Raw genomic sequence first — 19,236 nt, forward strand, 5'->3', positions numbered from 1 at the left:
ACGGTGCCGCACGCGGCGGACGGGGTCCGGGCGGAGCCCGGGGAACGGTGGAAGGGCGGGTAGGGGAACTCCGCCCCGCAGGGCCCGCCGGTGGAGGGGGCCGCGCCCCGTCACCGCCCCCCCGGGAGGGGGAGTCGGGGCCCGTCACCCCGACACGGCCCCCGGCTTCACCGCCCCGCAGGCGGGAACTGGAATGGTGGGCGGGAGCCGACCCGCCGTACCGAGCCCTGGGGGCCACGCCGATGACCGCACCCACACCCCGCCGAGCCCTCCTGGCAGTAGCCCTCGCGGCAGCCACCGCCGCCACCGTCCCCGGCGGCCGAGCCTCCGCGGCGGAGCCGAAGGCCGCCCCGGCCGGGGCCGGCTCCGAGGCCGTCGCCGCCGGAGCCACCCGCAAGACGGTGGACAACCGGTTCTGGTACTCGTACGCCCACTGGACCGCCGGCCTCCACCAGGGCACCACCGCCATCGGCGGCGCCCGCCCCGGCCTGGAGATCAAGACCCCGACGGGCCGCAGGGAGTACGCCGACCCGCACACCGGAAAGAAGAGCACCTGGGAGTACGCCACCTGGACCTCCCCGGTCCACACCTCCACCGTGCCCGCCACCGAGGCCGTCGCCTCCTGGAACGCCCGCACCCCGGTCGGCACCTGGATCCAGGCCGAACTGCGCGGTACCTACTCCGACGGCACCGCAACCCCCTGGTACGTGATGGGCCGCTGGGCCTCCGGGGACGGGGACATCCGGCGCACCTCCGTGGACGGGCAGACCGACGGCAAGTCCACCGTCTGGACCGACACCCTCGCCGTGGACGCCCCCGCGAGCGGGCTGCGGATCAAGGACTGGCGGCTGCGCCTGACCCTGTACCGCAAGCCCGGCGCGAGCCGCGGCCCCACGGTGTGGCTGGCCGGCGCCATGGTCTCGGACGTTCCGGACCGGTTCTCGGTCCCGGCCACCACCGCCTCCGGCGGGGCCCACGAGCTGAAGGTGCCGAGGTACTCGCAGGAGACGCACGCCGGCCAGTACCCCGAGTACGACAACGGCGGCGAGGCCTGGTGCAGCCCGACCTCCTCACAGATGATCATCGAGTTCTGGGGCCGCAGGGCCAGCGCCGGTTCCGTGGCCTGGGTCAAGAAGGACTACGCGGACCCGCAGGTCTGCCATGCCGCCCGCTCCACCTACGACGCCGCGTACAAGGGCTGCGGGAACTGGCCCTTCAACGCCGCCTACGCCGCCACCTACCGGCAGATGGCGGGGGTCGTCACCCGGCTCGGTTCCCTGACCGACCTGGAGACCCTGGTCCGGGCCGGAGTCCCGGTCATCACCTCCCAGTCCTTCACGGCCGAGGAGCTGACGGGAGCGGGCTACGGCACGGCCGGCCACCTGATGACCGTCATCGGCTTCACCGCCTCGGGCGACGTGATCGCCAACGACCCGAACTCGGCCGACAACAACGCCGTGCGCCGCGTCTACCGGCGCCGGGAGTTCGAGAACAACTGGCTGCGGACCAAGCGCCACAACGCGGCCGGCAAGGTCGTCTCCGGCACCGGAGGCGTCTGCTACCTCTACGGTCCGATCCGGCCGAACGCGGCCCAGGTCCTCGCGCTGCGAGCGGTCGGCGTGCTGTGAGAATTTCGCGTTGCCCCGAATGGGTTGTAAGCGCAACATAAAGGGCACAAGGGCAATAGGAGCTTCTCCAGAGGAGGCAGCCCGCCATGACCACCCAACCGAGAATCGAAAACCACCCCGACCTCGCTGAGATGCGCTCGCGGTTCGAGCGGGTCACCAGCACGCCGAGTGCCCAGATCGTCGAGGCGCTGGCCCTGATGACGGGCCTCTACATCGCCGCCTCGCCGTGGATCGCCGGATTCAGCGGGCTCAGCTCGCTGGCGATCAACAACCTGATCGCGGGCCTGGCGTACTGCCTGTGCATGAGTGGGCTCGGCTCCGCGTACGAGCGCACCCACGCCATGGCCTGGACGGCGGTCGGCCTCGCCGCGTGGACGATCGTCGCGCCCTTCGTCATCGCCGGCGACGTCAGCACCACCCGCACGGTGTGGAGCAACGTCCTCGCCGGCGGCATCGCCCTGTGCCTGGCCCTGGCCATGGCGGGCATGGCGGGCCGCGACCGCACCACCTGATCACCTGATCACCTGATCACCAGGCCACCTGATCCGGCACGCACGCACACACCCCTCACGCCCCCGGTCCGCAGCACGCGGCCGGGGGCGTGAGACATGCCACGCGTGACCATCGTCTCTACCGCGGGAGCCGCCCCCGCTGTCACATTGGAGACATGACCGCACACAGCGCCGCCCTCACCGCCCGCGCCCGCAACCTGGTCCGCACCGGCGGACCCGAGGACGATTCCTCCTCCTGGCTGGAGCACGTGCTCGGCTGGACCCTGGTCGTGGTCGTGGCCATGTTCGTCACCCAGGTCGGCTGGTTCTTCTAGCCACGGCCCGCTCCTCCCTCGCGGCCCCGGCCTCCACCCCGGCCTCCGGGTCCGGCTCCACCCGCCAGTGCCCGTCCGGAATGCCCACCAGCCCGTACAGCGCCCGCACGGGCGAGCGTGCCGGCAGCAGCACCACCCCGGCCAGCAGGGCGAACACCCCGGCCCCGGCCCACCACCCCAGCAGCCGGACGAGGACGCTCGCGCCCACCGCCCCCGCGAACGGCAGCCCGTAGACCCCCGCCCCGGCGATCGCCACCGCGACCACCCTCGGCACCTTGAGGTCCGCCGCCGCCCCCGGCAGCCGCCAGCCCTCCATCAGCCAGCCGATCTCGGCCAGCAGCATCGTGCCGATCACGGCCGTCCCGAAGATCAGCACGGCCAGGAAGGTGCCCGAGGTCGCGAAGGCCAGTACGGAGTTCACGACGCCTTCGGCCGGCCAGTCGGCGAGGGCCCGCGCATCGGCGCTCAGCAGCCGCTCGTACCCCCGGCCGTCCCATCCGTGGATCAGGGTGAAGAACAGCTGGAAGTACCCGGCCACCGCCTGGAGATACCCCCAGTACCCGGCCCCCACCAGGACGAACAGCCGCGCCACCAGGAACCCGAGCAGCGCGCCGGCCACCACCGAGGCCCCGTAGAAGAGGGCGAAGCCGGCCCACACCCCTTCGTGGTCGCGCGCCGCGTGCATCGTCGACCAGGCCGGGTTCTGCCAGAGCAGGTACGCCCCCGTGGGCGCGGGCAGCAGGGCCGCGTAGAGCAGGGTGAGCGCCAGGTACGGATTGGCCGCGCGGCTCCTCGTACGGACCCCCTCGCCCCGGACCGACCGCTCCCACCACTGGAGCTGGCGTCCGGCGGCCACCGCGAAGGTCGCGCCGATGCCGTACGCCCACAGCGGCGCGGCCTGGACGGGGATCACGAGGCCACCAGCCGCAGGTCGTCGGTCCTGATCACGTCGGAGGTGACGAGCGCCTGCTCCGCGCTCACCTGGGTCATGAAGACGAACGGCGGGATGACCGGGGGAGCGGGCAGCCCGTCCGGGCTGAAGGTCACGCACAGCAGTCCCTCGATGCACCCGCTGAACCTCGTCAGGTACAAGGTCACCTCGCCGCTCAGGTCGAGCCTCCTGGCGGCGAGCCCGTACTCGTCGTCACCGTCGCGGGTGCGCAGCCGGTAGTCGGTGAGGGTGGCGGCCCTCATCCGCAGCACCAGCACCTTCAGCGGGCCGTCCGCCGTGGGGACCTGGGTGACCCCGGCGAAGGCGAACCCCTGCGGGGCGAACAGCGAGGTGGTCACGGTCGGGGGAGTGCGTGCGGCCATCGGCGGACCGGCCTGGGCGGCGGCCCGCGCGTCCCCGGCGCCCGCCACCAGCGCGGCGAGCAGCACCACCGGGAGCGCGACGGCCAGCGTGCGCGGGCCGCTGCCGTCCAGGCTCGGGACGTACGGTCCCTCCTCGCCCGCCTCCGCATCGGCCCGCGGGGTCCAGCCGAAGGCCAGCGCGCTGCCCGCGATGCCGAGCAGCATCCCGACGAGGAAGCCCCCGAGGTTGGTCGCCACGAAGGACAGCACCGAGAGCAGCAGCGCGTGGATCGAGACGTAGGCCCGGGTCTGCGGCAGCAGCCACAGGAACAGGCCGGCGGCGATCAGCGCGAGGCCGATCCCGATGGCGGCGATCCCGCCGAGGCCCAGGCTGACCAGCACGGTGAGCGGGGAGAGCGGGACCAGCAGCAGTTCGGTCCCGCCCAGGATCACCAGCAGCCCGCCCCAGAAGGGGCGGGTGCGGCGCCAGGCGCGCAGCCGCCGCCGGGGGCCGGGCAGCGGGAGCCGCTGCTCCAGCCACCCGCCGCCCGGCCCCGCGGACCCGCGCGGGCCTAGAAGCACTTCTTGCCGTCCAGGCTGACGTTCAGCTTCAGGCCCTTGAGGTGGAAGTTGCCGCCGGTCGCCGACCAGGCGTGCGACTTCACGTCCACGACCTCGATGTCCCCGGCCTGGAGGCCGAACTTGCCGGCCTCGCCCTTGATCCCGCCGACCTGGTCGAGGGTGGAGGCGTCGCGGCCGATCTGGGCCGTCCCGAAGACGGCGTCGCCGGCCAGGTCCTCGCCGTCGATGACGAGATTGCTGGCGGTGACGTTGCCGGCCGGGCCGCCCGCGGTCAGTTTGAAGACCACCTTGCCGACCGGGGTGTCCACCTCGGCGGCCTGGCAGATGTCGGTGAGGGTGGCCTCGCCGATGCCGAGCAGTGCGACGGGATGCCCCTTGCCGTCGACGGAGCGGTCCGTCTGCACGTAGGAGGACAGGCCCTTGCTGCTCAGCTTGGAGGAGGAGACCTGGAAACTGGTCCCCGAAACGGCGAAGGAGGCGGCGAGCGCGCCTTGCGCCATGACCATCGCCATCGCCCCGACCGCGACGACCGCGGGCATGGCCACGGCGGCGGTCTTCTTCCAGTTGACCCGGCCCTCGGAGGTGCTACTGGTTCTGCTGTTGCCCATGATGTGTTCCTCCCGTACGTCGTCCGGTGCGCAGGGGGAGTGCAAAGGGGGGTGCCCAGGGGTCTGCCATACTGCGGGCTTCCTGTGGCAGTTCGAGGCTAGGGCTGAATTTGAATAATAGTCAACAGCGCGGAACGACCGGACGTTCGCAGGTTCGGAGGGCCGAACTCATAGCGACCGGACGGAAGTTGTTCGCCGACACCTCGTACGACGCGCTCTCCATGGACGACATCGCCAAGCACGCGGGTGTGGCCAAGGGGCTCATCTACTACTACTTCAAGAGCAAGCGCGGCTACTACCTGGCCATCGTCGAGGATTCGGTGGCCGAGCTCGTGGCCCGCGCCGCGGGGGAAAGCGAACTGCCCAACGCGCAGCGGGTGCGCTCCACCATCGACGGCTACCTGTACTACGCCGAGCACCACCAGGCCGCCTACCGCACCATCGTCACCGGCGGCGTCGGCTCGGACTCCGAGGTCCTGGCCATCCGCGACGCCGTCCGCGAGGAGCTCATGGCCACCATCGCGGAAGGCGCGTACGGCCGCCGCGAGATCCCGCCGGTCGCCCGGCTGGCACTGGTCGGCTGGCTGGCGGGCGTCGAGGGCATCACCCTCGACTGGATCGGCCCGGGGGACACCGCGGAGCGGGTGCCCGGCCAGATCCCGGCGCAGGGCGCTGCCGAGGCGCCGGCCGAGGCGCCGGCGCAAGTCCCTGCCGAGGCGCCGGCGCAGGTCCCCGCCGTGGCCGCGGCGCAGGCCCGGGAGGGCCGCGGGACCGGGGTTCCCGGCGACCCGGGCCATCCCGACCGGGCCGCGGTCGGAGCCCTGCTGGTGCGCACGCTGCGCGCGACGCTGACGGTGATCGAGGAGTTCGTCCCCGAGTGCCCGGCCCCGCCCCTGCCCGAGGACGATCCCGTACCCGTGACGGGAAGCCCCTGATCGGGCATACTCAACCGCCGCAGCCCCTTGAACAGGACCTTCCCGCGATCCGGGAGGGCACCATCGGTTGTGAGCCCCGAGACCCGGCGACGCGTACCACCCTCACGCGCCGCCCCGTGCTTGAACGTGAGGAGAGCGACGCCATGACCGACCGTGCGCCGCAGGTGGACCGATCGCTGCCCACCGAGGAGTCCCGAGACCTGCTCGCGCTCGTGCGCGAGATCGCGCAGCGGGAGATCCGCCCCCGGGCCGCCGAGGAGGAGGACGCCGGCCGCTTCCCCCGCGAGGTGTTCGCGCTGCTCTCCGAGGCCGGGCTGCTCGGACTTCCGTACGCCGGCGAGTTCGGCGGCGGCGACCAGCCGTACGAGGTCTACCTCCAGGTGCTGGAGGAACTGGCCGCGGCCCGCCTGACCGTCGGGCTCGGTGTCAGCGTGCACTCGCTGGCCTGCCACGGTCTGGCCGGCTACGGAACCAAGGAACAGCAGGGCGCCCACCTGCCCGCCATGCTCGGCGGCGGACTGCTCGGCGCGTACTGCCTCTCCGAGCCGTCCTCGGGCTCGGACGCCGCCTCCCTGACCACCAAGGCGGTCCGGGACGGCGAGGACTGGCTGATCACCGGCACCAAGGCCTGGATCACGCACGGCGGCGTCGCGGACTTCTACACGGTGCTGGCCCGCACGGGCGTGGACGGCCCGAAGGGCATCACGGCCTTCCTGGTCCCGGGCGACGCGCAAGGCCTCACGGCCGCGGTCCCCGAGAAGAAGATGGGCATGAAGGGCTCGCCCACCGCCCAGCTGCACTTCGACGGCGTACGGGTCCCCGACACGCGCCGCATCGGCGAGGAGGGCCAGGGCTTCACCATCGCCCTCGCCGCCCTGGACGCGGGCCGCCTCGGCATCGCGGCCTGTGCGATCGGCGTGGCCCAGGCCGCACTGGACGAGGCCCTGGCCTACGCGCTGGACCGCAAGCAGTTCGGACACCCCATCGCGGACTTCCAGGGCCTGCGGTTCATGCTGGCCGACATGGCGACGAAGATCGAGGCGGGCCGGGCGCTGTACCTGGCGGCGGCGCGGCTGCGGGACGCGGGCAAGCCCTTCTCCCGCCAGGCGGCCATGGCCAAGCTCTTCTGCACCGACGCGGCGATGGCCGTCACGACGGACGCGGTCCAGGTCCTGGGCGGCTACGGGTACACGGCGGACTTCCCGGTCGAGCGGCTGATGCGCGAGGCGAAGGTCCTCCAGATCGTGGAGGGCACGAACCAGATCCAGCGCATGGTGATCGCCCGCCACCTGGCGGGCCCGGAATCCCGCTGACCGGTCGGGCGCGTCCGCCGCGTCCGTCGCGTGAGTCGCGTCGGCCGCGTCGGCCGCGTCAGCCGCCGAAGAGGGGGCCGGTCGGCCAGATCGGGGAGGAGGCGATCCGGGACCACTCCGGATCGCGCTGCCCCGGCACGGTCCGGCCGTCCTCCTCCCACCGGGTGAGCAGCGCGCGGTAGATGGGCGGGTCGGGGGCCTGCCGAACCGATTCTTCGTACCCTGCGGCGGGCGCCCGCCGACGGCGCCCCACCCTCGGCGTGGAAGTCTCCATCGTGGTCATACCGGGCCAACGCGCCACCGGACCCACGGGTAACCCCGCCCATCCGTTCGACCTTTCCCCTCAGCTCCCTCCGGGCCCCCTCCGGCCCTCTCCGGCCCTCTCCGGCTCCCTCCGGCTCACTCCGACCCCCTCCGGTTCCCGCCCGGCCGGGTCCGCGATCCTTCACGCCGGTTCGACGGGCAGCCACAGCTCGCAGGTCGCGGTGCTGAAGTCCTCCGCGCGCTCCAGGACCGCGACGATCGAGGGACCGGGCCGCAGGCGCCACGGGTTGGAGGGGAACCAGTCGGTCGCCGTCGCGGCCCAGGTCGTCTGCAGGGCCTGCGGATGGGGTCCGGCGGTGCGGAAGACCGCCCACGTGCCGGCCGGCACCTCGATGGCGTCCAGGTCGTCGGGGGCCGCCGTCCCCCGGGACGCGGCGACCCCGTGCAGGTAGGTCAGCTCGCTGCCCTCCGTACCGTCGGGGTCCACGTCGTCCGACACCGCCAGCAGTCCGGCCGGTTCGGTGTCGCCGAGGGCCTTCAGCCGCAGGTGCTCCTCGTACGGCAGCGCGGTGACGTGCCGCTGGATGTGCGGGTTGACGCCCTGGTGGACGAGCGGAACCCGGGCCGCGTGTCCGAGCAGCCGGAACGCGGGGCGGTCGGTGAGGCGGGTGTCCATGGGGGTGCTCCCTTCGACGGTCAGGCGGATCCTGAGCCGTGGCTGTGTGCGCAGGGGGCCTCCGTCGCGGCGCACGTCACGGGGGCCGGCGCCGTGGACGGCACGGAACGCGCGTCCGAACGCCTCGGTCGAGCCGTACCCGTACCGGACGGCGATGCCCAGCAGATCGTCGCCGCCGCGGACGAGGTCGGCGGCGGCGACGGTCATGCGGCGCCGGCGCACGTACTCCGACAGCGGCATGCCGGCCAAGGACGAGAACATCCGGCGCAGGTGGTACCCGGTCGTGCCGAGTTCCGCGGCCAGTCCGTGGACGTCGAGCTCCTCCGCGAGGTGTTCCTCGACGAGATCGACGAGCCGGTTGAGTGCCGAGATCACGAGGCCTCCTTTCGAGTCGGGTTCCACCCTGCCCGGTCGCACCCCGGCGGGACCCGACCGCAGCGATCCGATCCGGTCATCCGGCCGTCCGGTCGTCCGGTCGTCCGGTCATCCGGCCGTCCGGTCAGGCGGAGGTGCTGCCGCCGGGTTCGGAACCGTCGGCGCGTCCCGGGAGCAGCAGGGCCGAGTCGGCGTGGAGCGTGATGCGCACCGGTGCGAAGACGGTGGCGTCCAGCGCCGGCTCCCCGGTGCCGGTACCGCGGGCGTAGCGCGGATGGGCGCCTCCGCTGATCTGCCAGCGCACACGGTGACCGACGGCGAAACGGTGTGCGGTGGAGCTCATCGGCACGGTGATCCGCGAGGGTTCCTGCCCCTGTGTCCGCACCCGGCCCAGCCCGTCGCAGACGTTGACGGAACGGCCCTGGGCGTCCACGTCGCACAGGCGGGCGAAGACGTCGGCGTGGCCGGTGTCGGTGGAGATGCTCAGCCGCGCGGAGACCGGGCCGACGACGTCCAGGGGCTCGGTCAGCGGCGGGCCCGTGAAGGTCAGGACGTCGTCCCGGACCTCCAGGGCGCCGTTGTCCCGGGGACCGGCCGTACGGGAGAGCAGGGGGCCTCCCAGCGAGGGGGTGGGGTCGCCGGGGTCGTAGCGGAACGTCATCACGGGCGCGCGGTCCGCGGGAGCCTGCCGGATCAGGTGCTCCTGCGCGGTGGGGAACCACGGGCCGGCGGCCGCGGTCGGCGCATCCCAGTCGTCCATGTCGCGCCATGCGCCCGCGCCCTCGCCCTCGCCGCCGACGTGTACGCGCACCCGGGTGGGACGCAGCTCCGAGCGATCGCCGCACAGGTGCGCGCGCAGCCAGGCGAGACTGTCGGCGAACACCTCGGGCCACCCCTGCTGCAGCGCGGAGGTGTGGGTCCACGGGCCGACGAGCAGGGAGGTTTCGCAGCCGGCCGCACGGAGCCGGCGGTACTGCTCCAAGGTCTGCTCGCCCAGTGCGTCGTGCCAGCCGGTGACCAGGCTGGTCGGCACCCGCAGCCGCTCCGCGACCGCTGCCAGCGACGCGCCGTCCCAGTACGCGTCCTCGGCGTCGGGGTGCGCCATCACCTCGTCCAGCCAGGGCACTTCGCCCCCGAGGGCGGACACGTGCGCCCCGCGCAGCGGCTGCGCGGTGGTGACCTCGCCCAGCCGCCGCTGCAGACGCAGGGTCGCCTTCACGAACGCCGCCATCCCCTGGTGCTGGTACGTCATGCCGGCGCCGACGGCGAGGGCGTTCTCCAGACGGAGCGCACCGTCCGCGTGGAACAGGGCGTGCGGATCGTGCAGCCCCACCTGCACCACCATCGCCTTCAACTCCGGGGGCGGGTCCGCGGCGAGGGCCCACTGCACGTAGCCCAGGTAGCTGGGGCCGACGGTCCCCAGCGTCCCGTTGAACCAGGGCTGTTCGCGCAGCCAGTCCACCGTGGCCAGGCCGTCGGCGGCCTCGTTGCGCCACAGGTCGAACGTGCCGCCGGATCCGCCGGTGCCGCGGCAGCTCTGCAGCACCACGTGGAAGCCCTGTTCGGCGAAGAGCATCCCGTACATCGGGGACCACGGCAGGCCCCGGCCGTACGGGGAGCGCACGAGCAGGGTGGGGAAGTCGCCCTCGGTGCGCGGGAAGTAGTGGTCCGTGATCAGCGGGCTGCCGTCGGCGCCGGGCACCTGGAGCCCCGGCTCCCAGCCGATGTCGTGCCGCTTGGCCGGGAGGCCGCGCCAGGTCGCCCTCATCATCCGCGAGGCGAGCGGCGGCTTGCCGGCGGGCGCTGCCCAGGTGGTGGACCTCGCCCCGGAAACGTTCATGCGTGCTGCCATCGTGCTGCCCCTCCTCTTTATCCGTACGATGTACGAGAATAGCTTATGTTTGCATGAGAGGCGCAAGGGCCTCGATCAAGGAAAGAGGCGCGGACATGTCCCGTGCAGGAGAAGGCGGCGCCCCGGGCGTCGACCCCGAGCAGCTCTGGCTGGGCTCCGCCCAGCCCCGCAGGGGCCGCAAGCCCTCCTACAGCCGGGAGGCGATCACGGCGGCGGCCGTCGCGCTGGCGGACGCGGAGGGGATCGACGCGGTCACCATCCGGAAGGTGGCCGCGGAGGTCGGGGCCGGCGCGATGTCGCTGTACAGCTACGCCCCAGACAAGGAGACGCTGGTGGAGCTGATGGTCGACCACGTCTGCGCCGAGCTGCCGGCCGCGCACACGCCCACCGGCGACTGGCGGGCCGAGCTGAAGGCCATCGCCCACCTCCAGCGCGCCCACATGCTCCGCCACCCCTGGCTGCCCGCCGCCCTGGCCGTCCGCCGCACCCCCGGGCCCAACACCCTGGCCTTCCTGGAGCGCGCACTGGCCGCCCTGCGGCCCACCGGGCTGGACGGTGCGGCGAAGCTGGAGGTCTTCGCCCAGCTCACGGCATTCGTGGCCGGCCACGTCACCCACGAGCTCGCCGGCGCCGCGGCCCTCCAGTCCCCCGACCGGCTGGCGGCCGAAATCCGCTACCTCACCGCCGTGGCCGCGGACGGCCACCACCCGGAACTGGCGCAGGCCCTGGCGTCCCCCGGCCGCCCCGTCACCCCCGAAGCCACCTTCACCCGCTTCCTGAACCGCCTGATCGACGGCCTCACCACGAACTGACCGGGCGCCCTACCGCTGGTGCTCAGTTGCCCGGCTCGTACGGCCGGCAGATCCGCGTCCGGCAGGCGCAGACGACCGCCGCGGCCACCCACAGCGTCGCCACGGCGCCGGGGTGGTCCACCAGCACCGCGGACAGGCCGGACACCGCCGCGACCAGCAGCACCATCAAGGGCCCGTCCCGCTTCCGGCACCGCTGCCGGTCGCCCTCACCGGCGCACCCCTGGTCATGGTGGCGGCCTGGCTGCTGCACCGGCTCGCGGATGCCGAGCGCGACCGGCACGCCACCCTGTGCGGGCTGGAGATTCCCGCACAGCCGGCTCCGGAACTGTCCGTGAACCTGCTGCGGTCCACGCTCACCGTGCTGACCAGCCGCTCCACATCCCGGTCGACCGCAAGGCCGGCCACACCGTGACGGTGAGGACGGACGACGGCGGTATCGACATCCACCCTTGACGAGCGCCGACGTCGAGCGCGTGGAAGCGCACGACCGCCCGATGTCCACCCGCGCCGCCCCCGGGGGCTCCCCGTGGCGCGGTCTTGACCGGCCGCCGCGCTGACGGGCTCGGGCCGGCCCCACCGTCCGCGGGTCGGGCGGGCCCCGGGGCCCGGCAGGCCGCACCGCCCGCGCCCCGGCCCCGCCGGCCCCCGTCCCAGGCCCGCCCCGACCGGGCCCCCGCAGAACGTGTCTCCTTGGCAGTTCGTGCCACAACCCTGGTCCCCACCCGGCAATCTGACGTACCGTCATTTCCGCTCAGGTGTCACCCCCCGCACCCGTCCACGGAGGTTCGCCATGCCCGCCGACCGGCCCGTACCGCTCGACGAATACCCCATCCACCAGGCCCCGTTGTCGATGAAGCACCTCGTCACCGGAGATCGCAACGCCTACGACCGCTGCATCTTCCACGTCTTCGACCACGCGGGCCGCGCCGTCCTGATCCTCGGCCTCGGGGTCTACCCCAACGCCGGGGTCATCGACGCCTACGCCACCCTCCGCGTCGGCGACGAACTCCTCGCGGTCCGCGCCTCCGACGCCCTCACCGACGACCGCATGAACCTCACCGTCGGCCCGCTCCGGATCACCGTCGACGAACCCCTCCGCCGGCTCACCCTCTCCTGCGCCGCCGACCCCGAGGACCCCGACGGGCTCTCCTACGAGATCACCTGGACCGCCGGGTTCCCCGCCGTCTGGGAGCCGCACCACACCCAGCGCCGGGGCGACCGGCTCATCCTCGAAGGCCGCCGCTTCGTCCAGGCCGGCAGCGTCACCGGCACCATCCGTGCCAAGGGGGAGGAGTTCACCCTCGACGCCGACTGGACCGGCACCCGCGACCGGAGCTGGGGCGTGCGCCCGATCCCCGGCGAGGACGGCGGCCGCGCCGCCGAGGAGCACCGCCCCGAAGGCTTCCACTGGCTCTGGATCCCCGTCCGGTTCGAGGACCGCTTCCTGATGGTCATCACCCAGGAGGACGCCGACGGCCACCGGGCCCTCAGCGAGGCCGTCCAGGTCTTCCCCGAGGGCGACGGCCGCCACGACGTACAGCTCGGCTGGCCGCACACCGACATCCGCTACCGCCCGGGCGGCCGCCACCCCGAGAGCGCCGTCGTCCACCTCACCGACCCGGCCGGCCGCAAACCCCTCGAACTCGGCGTGGAGATCCTCAACTCCTCCCCGCTCGCCGTCGGGGCCGGCTACCCGCCCGCCTCCGACTGGCAGCACGGCACCTGGCAGGGCCGCGGCTGGACCGACCGGCGCACCTACGACCTCTCCGACCCCGCGGCCCACCCCATGGCCGCCTTCGGGGTCACCGACCACTCGGCCCGCTTCACCCTCGAAGGCCGCACCGGCTACGGCATCTTCGAGCACGGCAGCTTCGGCCGCCACGACCCCAGCGGCTTCGCCGACTACAGCTCGGTCGCCCCGTAGCGAGCGCCGGCCCCAACCGCGTACGCCTCAACGGCCAATCCAGAGAAGGGGTTTCCCATGGCAGGACCGGCACCGCGCCCCCGTACCTCCACCCGCGAACCCGAGGAGCTGGGCCGGCGCCTCGCCGCCTGGCTCGACGCCGAGCTGCCCGGCGCGAAGGTCACCAACATCTCCGTCCCCGGCTCCAACGGCATGTCCAGCGAGACCCTGCTCTTCGACATAGAGCACCCCGACGCCCCGATCCGCGCCTGCGCGCTGCGCCTCGCCGCCGACCCGGCCGCCTACACCGTGTTCCCGACGTACGACATGCCCCGCCAGCACCGGGTCATGAGCCTGGTCGCCGCCCACACCGACCTGCCGGTCCCGCGCGTGCAGTGGCTGGAAGAGGACCCCGGGCCGCTCGGTGCCCCGTTCTTCGTGATGGCCCGCGCCGAAGGGCGCGTACCGCCCGACGTGATGCCCTACACCTACGAGGGGAACTGGCTGCACGCCGCGACCGACGCGCAGCGCGCCGCGCTCCAGGAGTCGAGCATCGCGCTGCTCGCCCGGCTGCACGACCAGTTCCCGCCCGAACAGGCGCGGTTCCTCCTCCCGGAGGGTGAAGGCAGTCCGCTGCGCCGCCACGTCGAAGCCCAACGGGCCTACTACGACTGGGTGGTTGACGGAAAGTCCCGATCGCCCCTGCTGGAGCGGGCGTTCGCCCGCCTCGAGGAGCTCTGGCCCGCCGACGAGGGCGGCCCCGCCGTCCTCAACTGGGGCGACGCGCGCATCGGCAACGTCGTCTTCGAGGCCGACGGCTTCGCACCCGTGGCCGTCCTCGACTGGGAGATGGCGGCCTGCGCCCCGCGCGAGGTCGACCTCGGCTGGACCGTCTACCTGCACCGGTTCTTCCAGGACCTGACGGTGAGTTTCGGCCAGCCGGGACTGCCGGACTTCCTGCGCCGCGCGGACATCGAACGCCGGTACGCCGAACTCACCGGGCACACGCCGCGGGACATGGAGTTCCACACGCTCTACGCCGCCCTGCGGCACGGGATCGTGATGCTGCGCATCGCCTACCGGCAGGCGCACTTCGGGGAGGTCGAGGTCCCGCAGGATCCCGACAGCCTGATCCTGCACCATGCCAGTCTCGCCGCCATGGTGCAGGGAACGTACTGGTAGAGGTCCTCGGGCTCAGGCGGCCTGCGCGTGCTGGCGCATCTGCGGCATCACCGCGGGCGCCGGCATCCGCACGGGCCGCGAGCCGGGGCCGCCGACGTGCGAGAAGGGCTGCGTCCGCCAGTCCAGCCCCTGCGGCAGCGCCAGGTGGACGACGGGCTCCAGCTCCGTGGCCTCGACGTCGCCGAAGACGAGGGTGGGCAGCGCGTCGGAGGCGGGCCGCCCGGTGCCCGCGCACACCGTGAGCCCGAAGGGGTTCCACGGGGTCAGGCAGAGGGCGTGCTCCGGCAGGAACTCCTCGTCCGCGACGAGGGCGATCGACTGGCCGCAGTCGGGGCAGGTCGCGTGGTGGATCTCGAAGCCCTCGGCGTATGCGAGGTATTCGTCGTCGTCGGCGTAACCGCTCTCGACGATTTCCAGGGGCTCCGGTTCGATGCGACCGGCGCGCTTGGTGTTCAGCATGGATGTACTCCCCCTTGGGTGGGCCGGGCGGGCAGGTTCTTCGGCCACGGCCACCCCAAGCACTTCCCGTCGCACGGCACGAGTAACCACATCCGGCCGCCGTACGCCCGCTTACCCCTGTGGCCTTGGTCACATGCCCGTCGCAGGTGCCGCCTCAATCCGTGGACACGGCTGGGCCTGAACGGTTCGGGGCCGTAAGTTGTGCGGCTATGAGCGCAATGGAGGAGCTGGACCGCCAGATCGTGGATCTGCTCGTGCGGGACGGGCGGATGAGCTACACGGACCTGGGCAAGGCCACCGGACTGTCCACGTCGGCGGTCCATCAGCGAGTACGCCGACTGGAGCAGCGCGGAGTCATCCGCGGTTACGCGGCGGTCGTCGACCCCGAGGCCGTCGGTCTGCCCCTCACGGCCTTCATCTCGGTCAAGCCCTTCGATCCGAGCGATCCGGACGACATCGCCGAGCGACTGGCCGGGGTCCCCGAGATCGAGGCCTGCCACAGCGTCGCGGGCGACGAGAACTACATCCTCAAGGTCCGCGTGGCCACCCCGCTGGAACTGGAAGACCTCCTGGGCCGCCTCCGCGCCCTGGCGCACGTCTCCACCCGCACGACGGTGGTCCTCTCCACCCCGTACGAGGCCCGCCCGCCCCGCATCTGAGCCCACCGGCACCAGCCTCGCCGGCGTCCGAGGCACGGGGGTCCGGGGCCGGCCCCGGCAACGGGGTCCGGGGCGCAGCCCCGGGGAACGGGCGAAGGGCGGGCAGGGGAACTCCCCCCGGCCGCCACGACGGGGCCGTGTTCCGCGGTGCGCGACGCACCCGCCAGACTGTCGGCATGACAGACCGCACCACCGCCGACTCCGCCACAGCCGCCGGAGCCCCCGCCCCCACCGCCGCAGGCTCCCGCACGGTCCTCCTCCGCGGCGGAGAGGTCCACAGTCCCGCCGACCCCTTCGCCACCGCGATGGTCGTCGAGCGCGGGCACATCGCCTGGGTCGGCTCCGAAGGCGCCGCCGATGCCTTCGCGCAGGGCGTGGACGAGGTCGTCGACCTCGGCGGGGCGCTCGTCACCCCCGCCTTCACCGACGCCCACGTGCACACCACCTCCGCCGGCCTCGCCCTCACCGGCCTGGACCTGACCGGGGCCCGCTCGCTCCCGGAGGCGCTGGAGCTCGTCCGCGCGTACGCGGAGCGCCGCCCCGCCGACCGGGTGCTCCTCGGGCACGGCTGGGACGCCGCCCGCTGGCCCGAGCGGCGCGCCCCGCGCCGGGAGGAGCTGGACCGGGCCACCAACGGGCGCCCCCTCTACCTGAGCCGGATCGACGTGCACTCGGCCGTGGTGACCACCGCCCTGCTGGAGCTCGTCCCGCAGGTGCGGCCGGCCGGTGACGAGCCGCTGACCCGGGACGACCACCACGCCGTACGCCGGGCCGCGCTGGCCGCCGTGACCCCCGCCCAGCGCGCCGAGGCCCAGCGGGCCGCCCTCGACCGGGCGGCTTCCCTCGGCATCGGCTCCGTCCACGAGTGCGGCGGCCCGGAGATCTCCTCCCCGGAGGACTTCACCGCGCTCCTCGACCTCGCCCGCGAGCGCCCGGGTCCCCGCGTCTTCGGCTACTGGGCCGACCGGGACCTCGCCCTGGTCAGGGAACTCGGCGCCGTCGGGGCGGCCGGCGACCTCTTCGTCGACGGAGCCCTCGGCTCGCACACCGCCTGCCTGCACGCCCCGTACGCCGACGCGGAGCACACCGGCACCGACTACCTCGACGAGCGGGCCGTCGCCGAGCACGTCGCCGCCTGCACCGAGGCGGGCCTCCAGGCGGGCTTCCACGCCATCGGGGACGCCGCGATCACCGCCGTGGTCACCGGGGTCCGGGCCGCCGCCGACAAGGTCGGCCTGGACCGCGTCCGCGCCGCCAGGCACCGCGTCGAGCACGCCGAGATGATGACCCCGGACACCATCGCCGCCTTCGCGGAGCTCGGCCTCACCGCCTCCGTGCAGCCCGCCTTCGACGCGCTGTGGGGCGGCGAGCAGGGCATGTACGCCGACCGGCTCGGCGCCGGGCGCGCCCGCACCCTGAACCCGTACGCGGCCATGCTCAAGGCCGGCGTTCCGCTGGCCTTCGGCTCCGACGCCCCGGTCACCCCGCTCGACCCGTGGGGCACCGTGCGGGCGGCGGCCTTCCACCGCACCCCCGCCCACCGCATCTCCGCCCGGGCGGCCTTCGCCGCCCACACGCGCGGCGGCTGGCGTGCCCTGGGCCGCGACGACGCGGGCATCCTCGTCCCCGGCGCCCCGGCCGACTACGCGGTCTGGGACACGGCCGAACTGGTGGTCCAGGCCCCCGACGACCGGGTCGCCCGCTGGTCCACGGACCCCCGCTCCGGAACCCCCGGACTGCCGGACCTGACCCCCGGCGGCGAGCTGCCGCTCTGCCTGGCCACCGTCGTCGGTGGCCGGGAGGTATTCGTACGGCCACAGGGGTGATCCGGGTGGCCGTGGTTCGGTGAGGGCGGCCGGACCCGGATAGGTTCGGCCGGGTCCACCACCGGACGTCCGAACCGGACGGAGCCGATCGCTCAGCCGCGCCCGCGCCTCGGGGGCGAGGGAAGGTTTCGCCGCAAGGGCGTCCCCCCTGCTCCGCAGGAGATTTGGGGGCCGGTGGCCTCAGATCGGGGCCCCGCGGTCCAGTAGACAACGGTCAGGCGGCCCGCAGCCAGCGGGAGCCGGTCCGGCCCGAAGGACCGCGGGCCCCGATCGCTGTTCTAAAATCATCCTCTGCGACACGACGTACTGGATGTACGAGCACGCAAAAAGGGGAATCAGTGAGCGACGGCGGACAGCGAAGCTACGGACCGCTCGGCACGGCCTTGGTGATCATTCCGACCTACAACGAGGCGGAGAACATCGGGCTGATCGTCGGCCGCGTCCGCGCGGCTGTGCCCGGGGCCCACGTCCTCGTGGCCGACGACAACAGCCCGGACGGCACCGGAAAGCTCGCCGACGAGCTGGCGGCCGCGGACGACCAGGTCCACGTCCTGCACCGCAAGGGCAAGGAAGGCCTCGGGGCCGCCTACCTGGCCGGCTTCGGATGGGGTCTGGAGAACGGCTACGGCGTCATCATCGAGATGGATGCCGACGGCTCCCACCAGCCCGAGGAGCTGCCCAGGCTGCTCACCGCCCTGGAGGGCGCCGACCTGGTGCTGGGCTCCCGCTGGGTGCCGGGCGGCCGGGTCGTCAACTGGCCCAAGAGCCGTGAGTTCCTCTCCCGGGGCGGGTCCACGTACTCCCGGCTGATGCTGGGCGTCCCGATCCGCGACGTGACCGGCGGCTACCGCGCCTTCCGCCGCGAGACCCTCGAGGGGCTGGGCCTGGCCGACGTGGCCTCGGCCGGCTACTGCTTCCAGGTGGACCTGGCCCGGAGGGCGGTGCAGAAGGGCTTCCGCGTGGTGGAGGTGCCCATCACCTTCGTCGAGCGCGAGTTCGGCGACAGCAAGATGAGCAAGGACATCGTGGTGGAGGCCCTCTGGCGGGTCACCCAGTGGGGCCTCAAGGAGCACGCGGGCAAGCTCTCGGACAAGCTGACGGGCAAGCCCACGGGCAAGCCGACGGGCAGGCCGCAGGGCAAGTAGCCCGCGCCACCCCGGGGCCCGCGTCACCCCCGGGGCCCGCGTCACCCCCGGGGCCCGCGGCACCCCTAGGGGATGTCCGGTACCTCCGGCTGAGGACGTCTTTACACCGGCCCAGGCACACTGGGGATATGACGACCGGTGTTCCGACCTCTGCGGCCCCCCGGCGGCGTTCGCCCGCCCGGACGTACCTTCCCCTGGCCATCGCGGCCTGGCTGATCCTGGAGATCTGGCTGCTCGGCCAGGTCGCCGGAGTGATCGGCGGCGGCGGTGTCGCCCTGCTGCTCGCGGGCGGCCTGGTGCTGGGTGCGGTGGTCATCAAGCGGGCCGGGCGACGCGCCTTCAAGAACCTGACGGAGACCTTCCAGCAGGCCCAGCAGGCCCAGCAGGCCCAGGAGGGCCGCGGGCCGACCCCGCCGCAGCCCGGTAAGCCCGGCACGGGCAACGGCCTGACCATGCTGGCCGGCCTGCTCCTGATGATGCCCGGCCTGATCTCGGACGCGGCCGGCCTGCTGCTCCTGCTCCCGCCCGTCCGCGCCCTGATCGGCCGCCGGGCCGCCCGCTCCCTGGAGCGGAAGATGGCCACGGCCCCGGCCGGTTCCTTCGGCGACGCCTTCCAGCAGGCCCGGATCCACTACCCGGACGGCAAGGTCGTCCCGGGCGAGGTCATTCAGGGCGAGGTCGTCCGCGAGGACGCCCCGCGGCGGCCCGACACCGGCCGGCGCCCGCCCCTGACCCACTGACCCGCCGGGCAGGACGAGACGGACCGGACGGACCGGACAGCACGAAGCGGAGGGGCCCACCACACGGTGTGTCTCCATGGTCCAGGCCTCGGAGTTCGTACGCGTCATCGAGGAGCGCCAGGGCTTCAAGATCGGCTGCGTCGAGGAGGCCGCCTGGC

19 protein-coding genes and 1 pseudogene are annotated in these 19,236 nt (G+C 73.4%); 12 read left to right on the plus strand and 8 right to left on the minus strand.

From position 1 onward, the window contains the following. Positions 1–242 precede the first annotated feature (242 nt). From ACWCP2_RS22755 to ACWCP2_RS22765, 3 genes are all read left to right on the plus strand, one after another. The gene (locus ACWCP2_RS22755) at positions 243–1,628 is read left to right on the plus strand and encodes a peptidase C39 family protein (protein WP_450910399.1); all 1,386 of its coding nucleotides are present in this window, start codon (positions 243–245) and stop codon (positions 1,626–1,628) included. Between the two features lie 86 nt (positions 1,629–1,714). Then, positions 1,715–2,140 (plus strand): SPW repeat protein, encoded by a 426-nt coding sequence (locus ACWCP2_RS22760; protein ID WP_450910400.1) that lies wholly within the window; start codon positions 1,715–1,717, stop codon positions 2,138–2,140. Between the two features lie 155 nt (positions 2,141–2,295). Then, complete coding sequence (locus ACWCP2_RS22765; protein WP_243341628.1) at positions 2,296–2,454, plus strand: SCO1431 family membrane protein; 159 nt, start codon at positions 2,296–2,298, stop codon at positions 2,452–2,454. Here ACWCP2_RS22765 and ACWCP2_RS22770 read toward each other — a convergent pair. Genes ACWCP2_RS22770 through ACWCP2_RS22780 form a run of 3 tightly spaced genes read right to left on the minus strand, consistent with a single transcriptional unit; the run spans position 2,429 to position 4,868 of the window. Then, positions 2,429–3,367: a hypothetical protein gene (locus ACWCP2_RS22770; protein ID WP_450910401.1), complete on the minus strand. Its 939-nt coding sequence runs from the start codon at positions 3,365–3,367 to the stop codon at positions 2,429–2,431. The genes ACWCP2_RS22765 and ACWCP2_RS22770 overlap by 26 nt on opposite strands. Further along, complete coding sequence (locus ACWCP2_RS22775; protein ID WP_450910402.1) at positions 3,364–4,329, minus strand: DUF6114 domain-containing protein; 966 nt, start codon at positions 4,327–4,329, stop codon at positions 3,364–3,366. The genes ACWCP2_RS22770 and ACWCP2_RS22775 overlap by 4 nt, the downstream gene beginning before the upstream one ends. Continuing rightward, positions 4,320–4,868 (minus strand): DUF6230 family protein, encoded by a 549-nt coding sequence (locus ACWCP2_RS22780; protein ID WP_430625747.1) that lies wholly within the window; start codon positions 4,866–4,868, stop codon positions 4,320–4,322. The genes ACWCP2_RS22775 and ACWCP2_RS22780 overlap by 10 nt, the downstream gene beginning before the upstream one ends. Before the next feature lie 179 nt (positions 4,869–5,047). On the opposite strand from ACWCP2_RS22780, the pseudogene ACWCP2_RS22785 reads away from it, so the two are divergent. Further along, positions 5,048–5,557 (plus strand): annotated as a pseudogene (locus ACWCP2_RS22785) (TetR/AcrR family transcriptional regulator); the annotation flags it as partial. Positions 5,558–6,015: 458 nt separating this feature from the next. Next, positions 6,016–7,185, plus strand: coding sequence for an acyl-CoA dehydrogenase family protein (locus tag ACWCP2_RS22790; protein ID WP_450910403.1), 1,170 nt, complete (start codon positions 6,016–6,018; stop codon positions 7,183–7,185). 58 nt (positions 7,186–7,243) lie between these two features. Here ACWCP2_RS22790 and ACWCP2_RS22795 read toward each other — a convergent pair whose 3' ends face one another. The 3 genes from ACWCP2_RS22795 to ACWCP2_RS22805 form a co-directional block, all read right to left on the minus strand. Beyond that, complete coding sequence (locus ACWCP2_RS22795) at positions 7,244–7,459, minus strand: hypothetical protein (RefSeq protein WP_450910404.1); 216 nt, start codon at positions 7,457–7,459, stop codon at positions 7,244–7,246. A 171-nt stretch (positions 7,460–7,630) separates the two neighbouring features. Then, positions 7,631–8,500, minus strand: a complete 870-nt coding sequence (locus ACWCP2_RS22800; protein WP_450910405.1) for an AraC family transcriptional regulator — start codon at positions 8,498–8,500, stop codon at positions 7,631–7,633. Positions 8,501–8,624: 124 nt separating this feature from the next. Continuing rightward, positions 8,625–10,268, minus strand: a complete 1,644-nt coding sequence (locus tag ACWCP2_RS22805) for a CocE/NonD family hydrolase (RefSeq protein ID WP_450910416.1) — start codon at positions 10,266–10,268, stop codon at positions 8,625–8,627. A 179-nt stretch (positions 10,269–10,447) separates the two neighbouring features. On the opposite strand from ACWCP2_RS22805, the gene ACWCP2_RS22810 reads away from it, so the two are divergent. Then, positions 10,448–11,164, plus strand: coding sequence for a TetR/AcrR family transcriptional regulator C-terminal domain-containing protein (locus ACWCP2_RS22810; RefSeq protein WP_450910406.1), 717 nt, complete (start codon positions 10,448–10,450; stop codon positions 11,162–11,164). Between the two features lie 22 nt (positions 11,165–11,186). Here the strand turns inward: ACWCP2_RS22810 and ACWCP2_RS22815 are convergent, their stop codons facing one another. Next, a complete protein-coding gene (locus tag ACWCP2_RS22815; protein WP_450910407.1) occupies positions 11,187–11,444 on the minus strand; it encodes a hypothetical protein in 258 nt (85 codons plus the stop codon). 510 nt (positions 11,445–11,954) lie between these two features. Here ACWCP2_RS22815 and ACWCP2_RS22820 point away from each other — a divergent pair. Then, on the plus strand, positions 11,955–13,088 hold the full coding sequence (locus ACWCP2_RS22820; protein ID WP_450910408.1) for a hypothetical protein: 1,134 nt from the start codon (positions 11,955–11,957) through the stop codon (positions 13,086–13,088). Positions 13,089–13,145: 57 nt separating this feature from the next. Beyond that, positions 13,146–14,249, plus strand: a complete 1,104-nt coding sequence (locus tag ACWCP2_RS22825; protein WP_450910409.1) for a phosphotransferase family protein — start codon at positions 13,146–13,148, stop codon at positions 14,247–14,249. A gap of 12 nt (positions 14,250–14,261) precedes the next feature. On the opposite strand, the gene ACWCP2_RS22830 is transcribed toward ACWCP2_RS22825, so the two are convergent. Beyond that, positions 14,262–14,708: a hypothetical protein gene (locus ACWCP2_RS22830; RefSeq protein ID WP_450910410.1), complete on the minus strand. Its 447-nt coding sequence runs from the start codon at positions 14,706–14,708 to the stop codon at positions 14,262–14,264. A gap of 218 nt (positions 14,709–14,926) precedes the next feature. Between ACWCP2_RS22830 and ACWCP2_RS22835 the strand changes: the two genes are divergently transcribed. The 4 genes from ACWCP2_RS22835 (at position 14,927) to fxsA (ending at position 19,078) form a co-directional block, all read left to right on the plus strand. Beyond that, positions 14,927–15,367 (plus strand): Lrp/AsnC family transcriptional regulator, encoded by a 441-nt coding sequence (locus ACWCP2_RS22835; RefSeq protein ID WP_266581396.1) that lies wholly within the window; start codon positions 14,927–14,929, stop codon positions 15,365–15,367. A gap of 176 nt (positions 15,368–15,543) precedes the next feature. Then, positions 15,544–17,193 (plus strand): amidohydrolase, encoded by a 1,650-nt coding sequence (locus ACWCP2_RS22840; protein WP_450910411.1) that lies wholly within the window; start codon positions 15,544–15,546, stop codon positions 17,191–17,193. A gap of 338 nt (positions 17,194–17,531) precedes the next feature. Then, the gene (locus ACWCP2_RS22845; protein WP_450910412.1) at positions 17,532–18,338 is read left to right on the plus strand and encodes a polyprenol monophosphomannose synthase; all 807 of its coding nucleotides are present in this window, start codon (positions 17,532–17,534) and stop codon (positions 18,336–18,338) included. A gap of 128 nt (positions 18,339–18,466) precedes the next feature. Further along, positions 18,467–19,078 carry an FxsA family membrane protein gene (fxsA, locus tag ACWCP2_RS22850; RefSeq protein ID WP_450910413.1) on the plus strand — a complete coding sequence of 204 codons (612 nt, stop codon included), beginning with the start codon at positions 18,467–18,469 and terminating at the stop codon, positions 19,076–19,078. Positions 19,079–19,236: the final 158 nt, after the last annotated feature.

The organism is Streptomyces sp. NPDC002104 (assembly GCF_053593795.1).

Excerpts from the sequence above, each read along its gene's own strand:
- ACWCP2_RS22790 (WP_450910403.1), top strand. The coding sequence starts at position 6,016 with ATGACCGACCGTGCGCCGCAGGTGGACCGATCGCTGCCCACCGAGGAG.
- ACWCP2_RS22760 (WP_450910400.1), top strand. The coding sequence starts at position 1,715 with ATGACCACCCAACCGAGAATCGAAAACCACCCCGACCTCGCTGAGATG.
- ACWCP2_RS22835 (WP_266581396.1), top strand. The coding sequence starts at position 14,927 with ATGGAGGAGCTGGACCGCCAGATCGTGGATCTGCTCGTGCGGGACGGG.
- ACWCP2_RS22825 (WP_450910409.1), top strand. The coding sequence starts at position 13,146 with ATGGCAGGACCGGCACCGCGCCCCCGTACCTCCACCCGCGAACCCGAG.
- ACWCP2_RS22780 (WP_430625747.1), bottom strand. The coding sequence starts at position 4,868 with ATGCCCGCGGTCGTCGCGGTCGGGGCGATGGCGATGGTCATGGCGCAA.
- ACWCP2_RS22795 (WP_450910404.1), bottom strand. The coding sequence starts at position 7,459 with ATGGAGACTTCCACGCCGAGGGTGGGGCGCCGTCGGCGGGCGCCCGCC.
- ACWCP2_RS22805 (WP_450910416.1), bottom strand. The coding sequence starts at position 10,268 with ATGAGGGCGACCTGGCGCGGCCTCCCGGCCAAGCGGCACGACATCGGC.
- ACWCP2_RS22810 (WP_450910406.1), top strand. The coding sequence starts at position 10,448 with ATGTCCCGTGCAGGAGAAGGCGGCGCCCCGGGCGTCGACCCCGAGCAG.
- ACWCP2_RS22820 (WP_450910408.1), top strand. The coding sequence starts at position 11,955 with ATGCCCGCCGACCGGCCCGTACCGCTCGACGAATACCCCATCCACCAG.
- ACWCP2_RS22840 (WP_450910411.1), top strand. The coding sequence starts at position 15,544 with ATGACAGACCGCACCACCGCCGACTCCGCCACAGCCGCCGGAGCCCCC.
- fxsA (WP_450910413.1), top strand. The coding sequence starts at position 18,467 with ATGACGACCGGTGTTCCGACCTCTGCGGCCCCCCGGCGGCGTTCGCCC.
- ACWCP2_RS22755 (WP_450910399.1), top strand. The coding sequence starts at position 243 with ATGACCGCACCCACACCCCGCCGAGCCCTCCTGGCAGTAGCCCTCGCG.
- ACWCP2_RS22765 (WP_243341628.1), top strand. The coding sequence starts at position 2,296 with ATGACCGCACACAGCGCCGCCCTCACCGCCCGCGCCCGCAACCTGGTC.
- ACWCP2_RS22830 (WP_450910410.1), bottom strand. The coding sequence starts at position 14,708 with ATGCTGAACACCAAGCGCGCCGGTCGCATCGAACCGGAGCCCCTGGAA.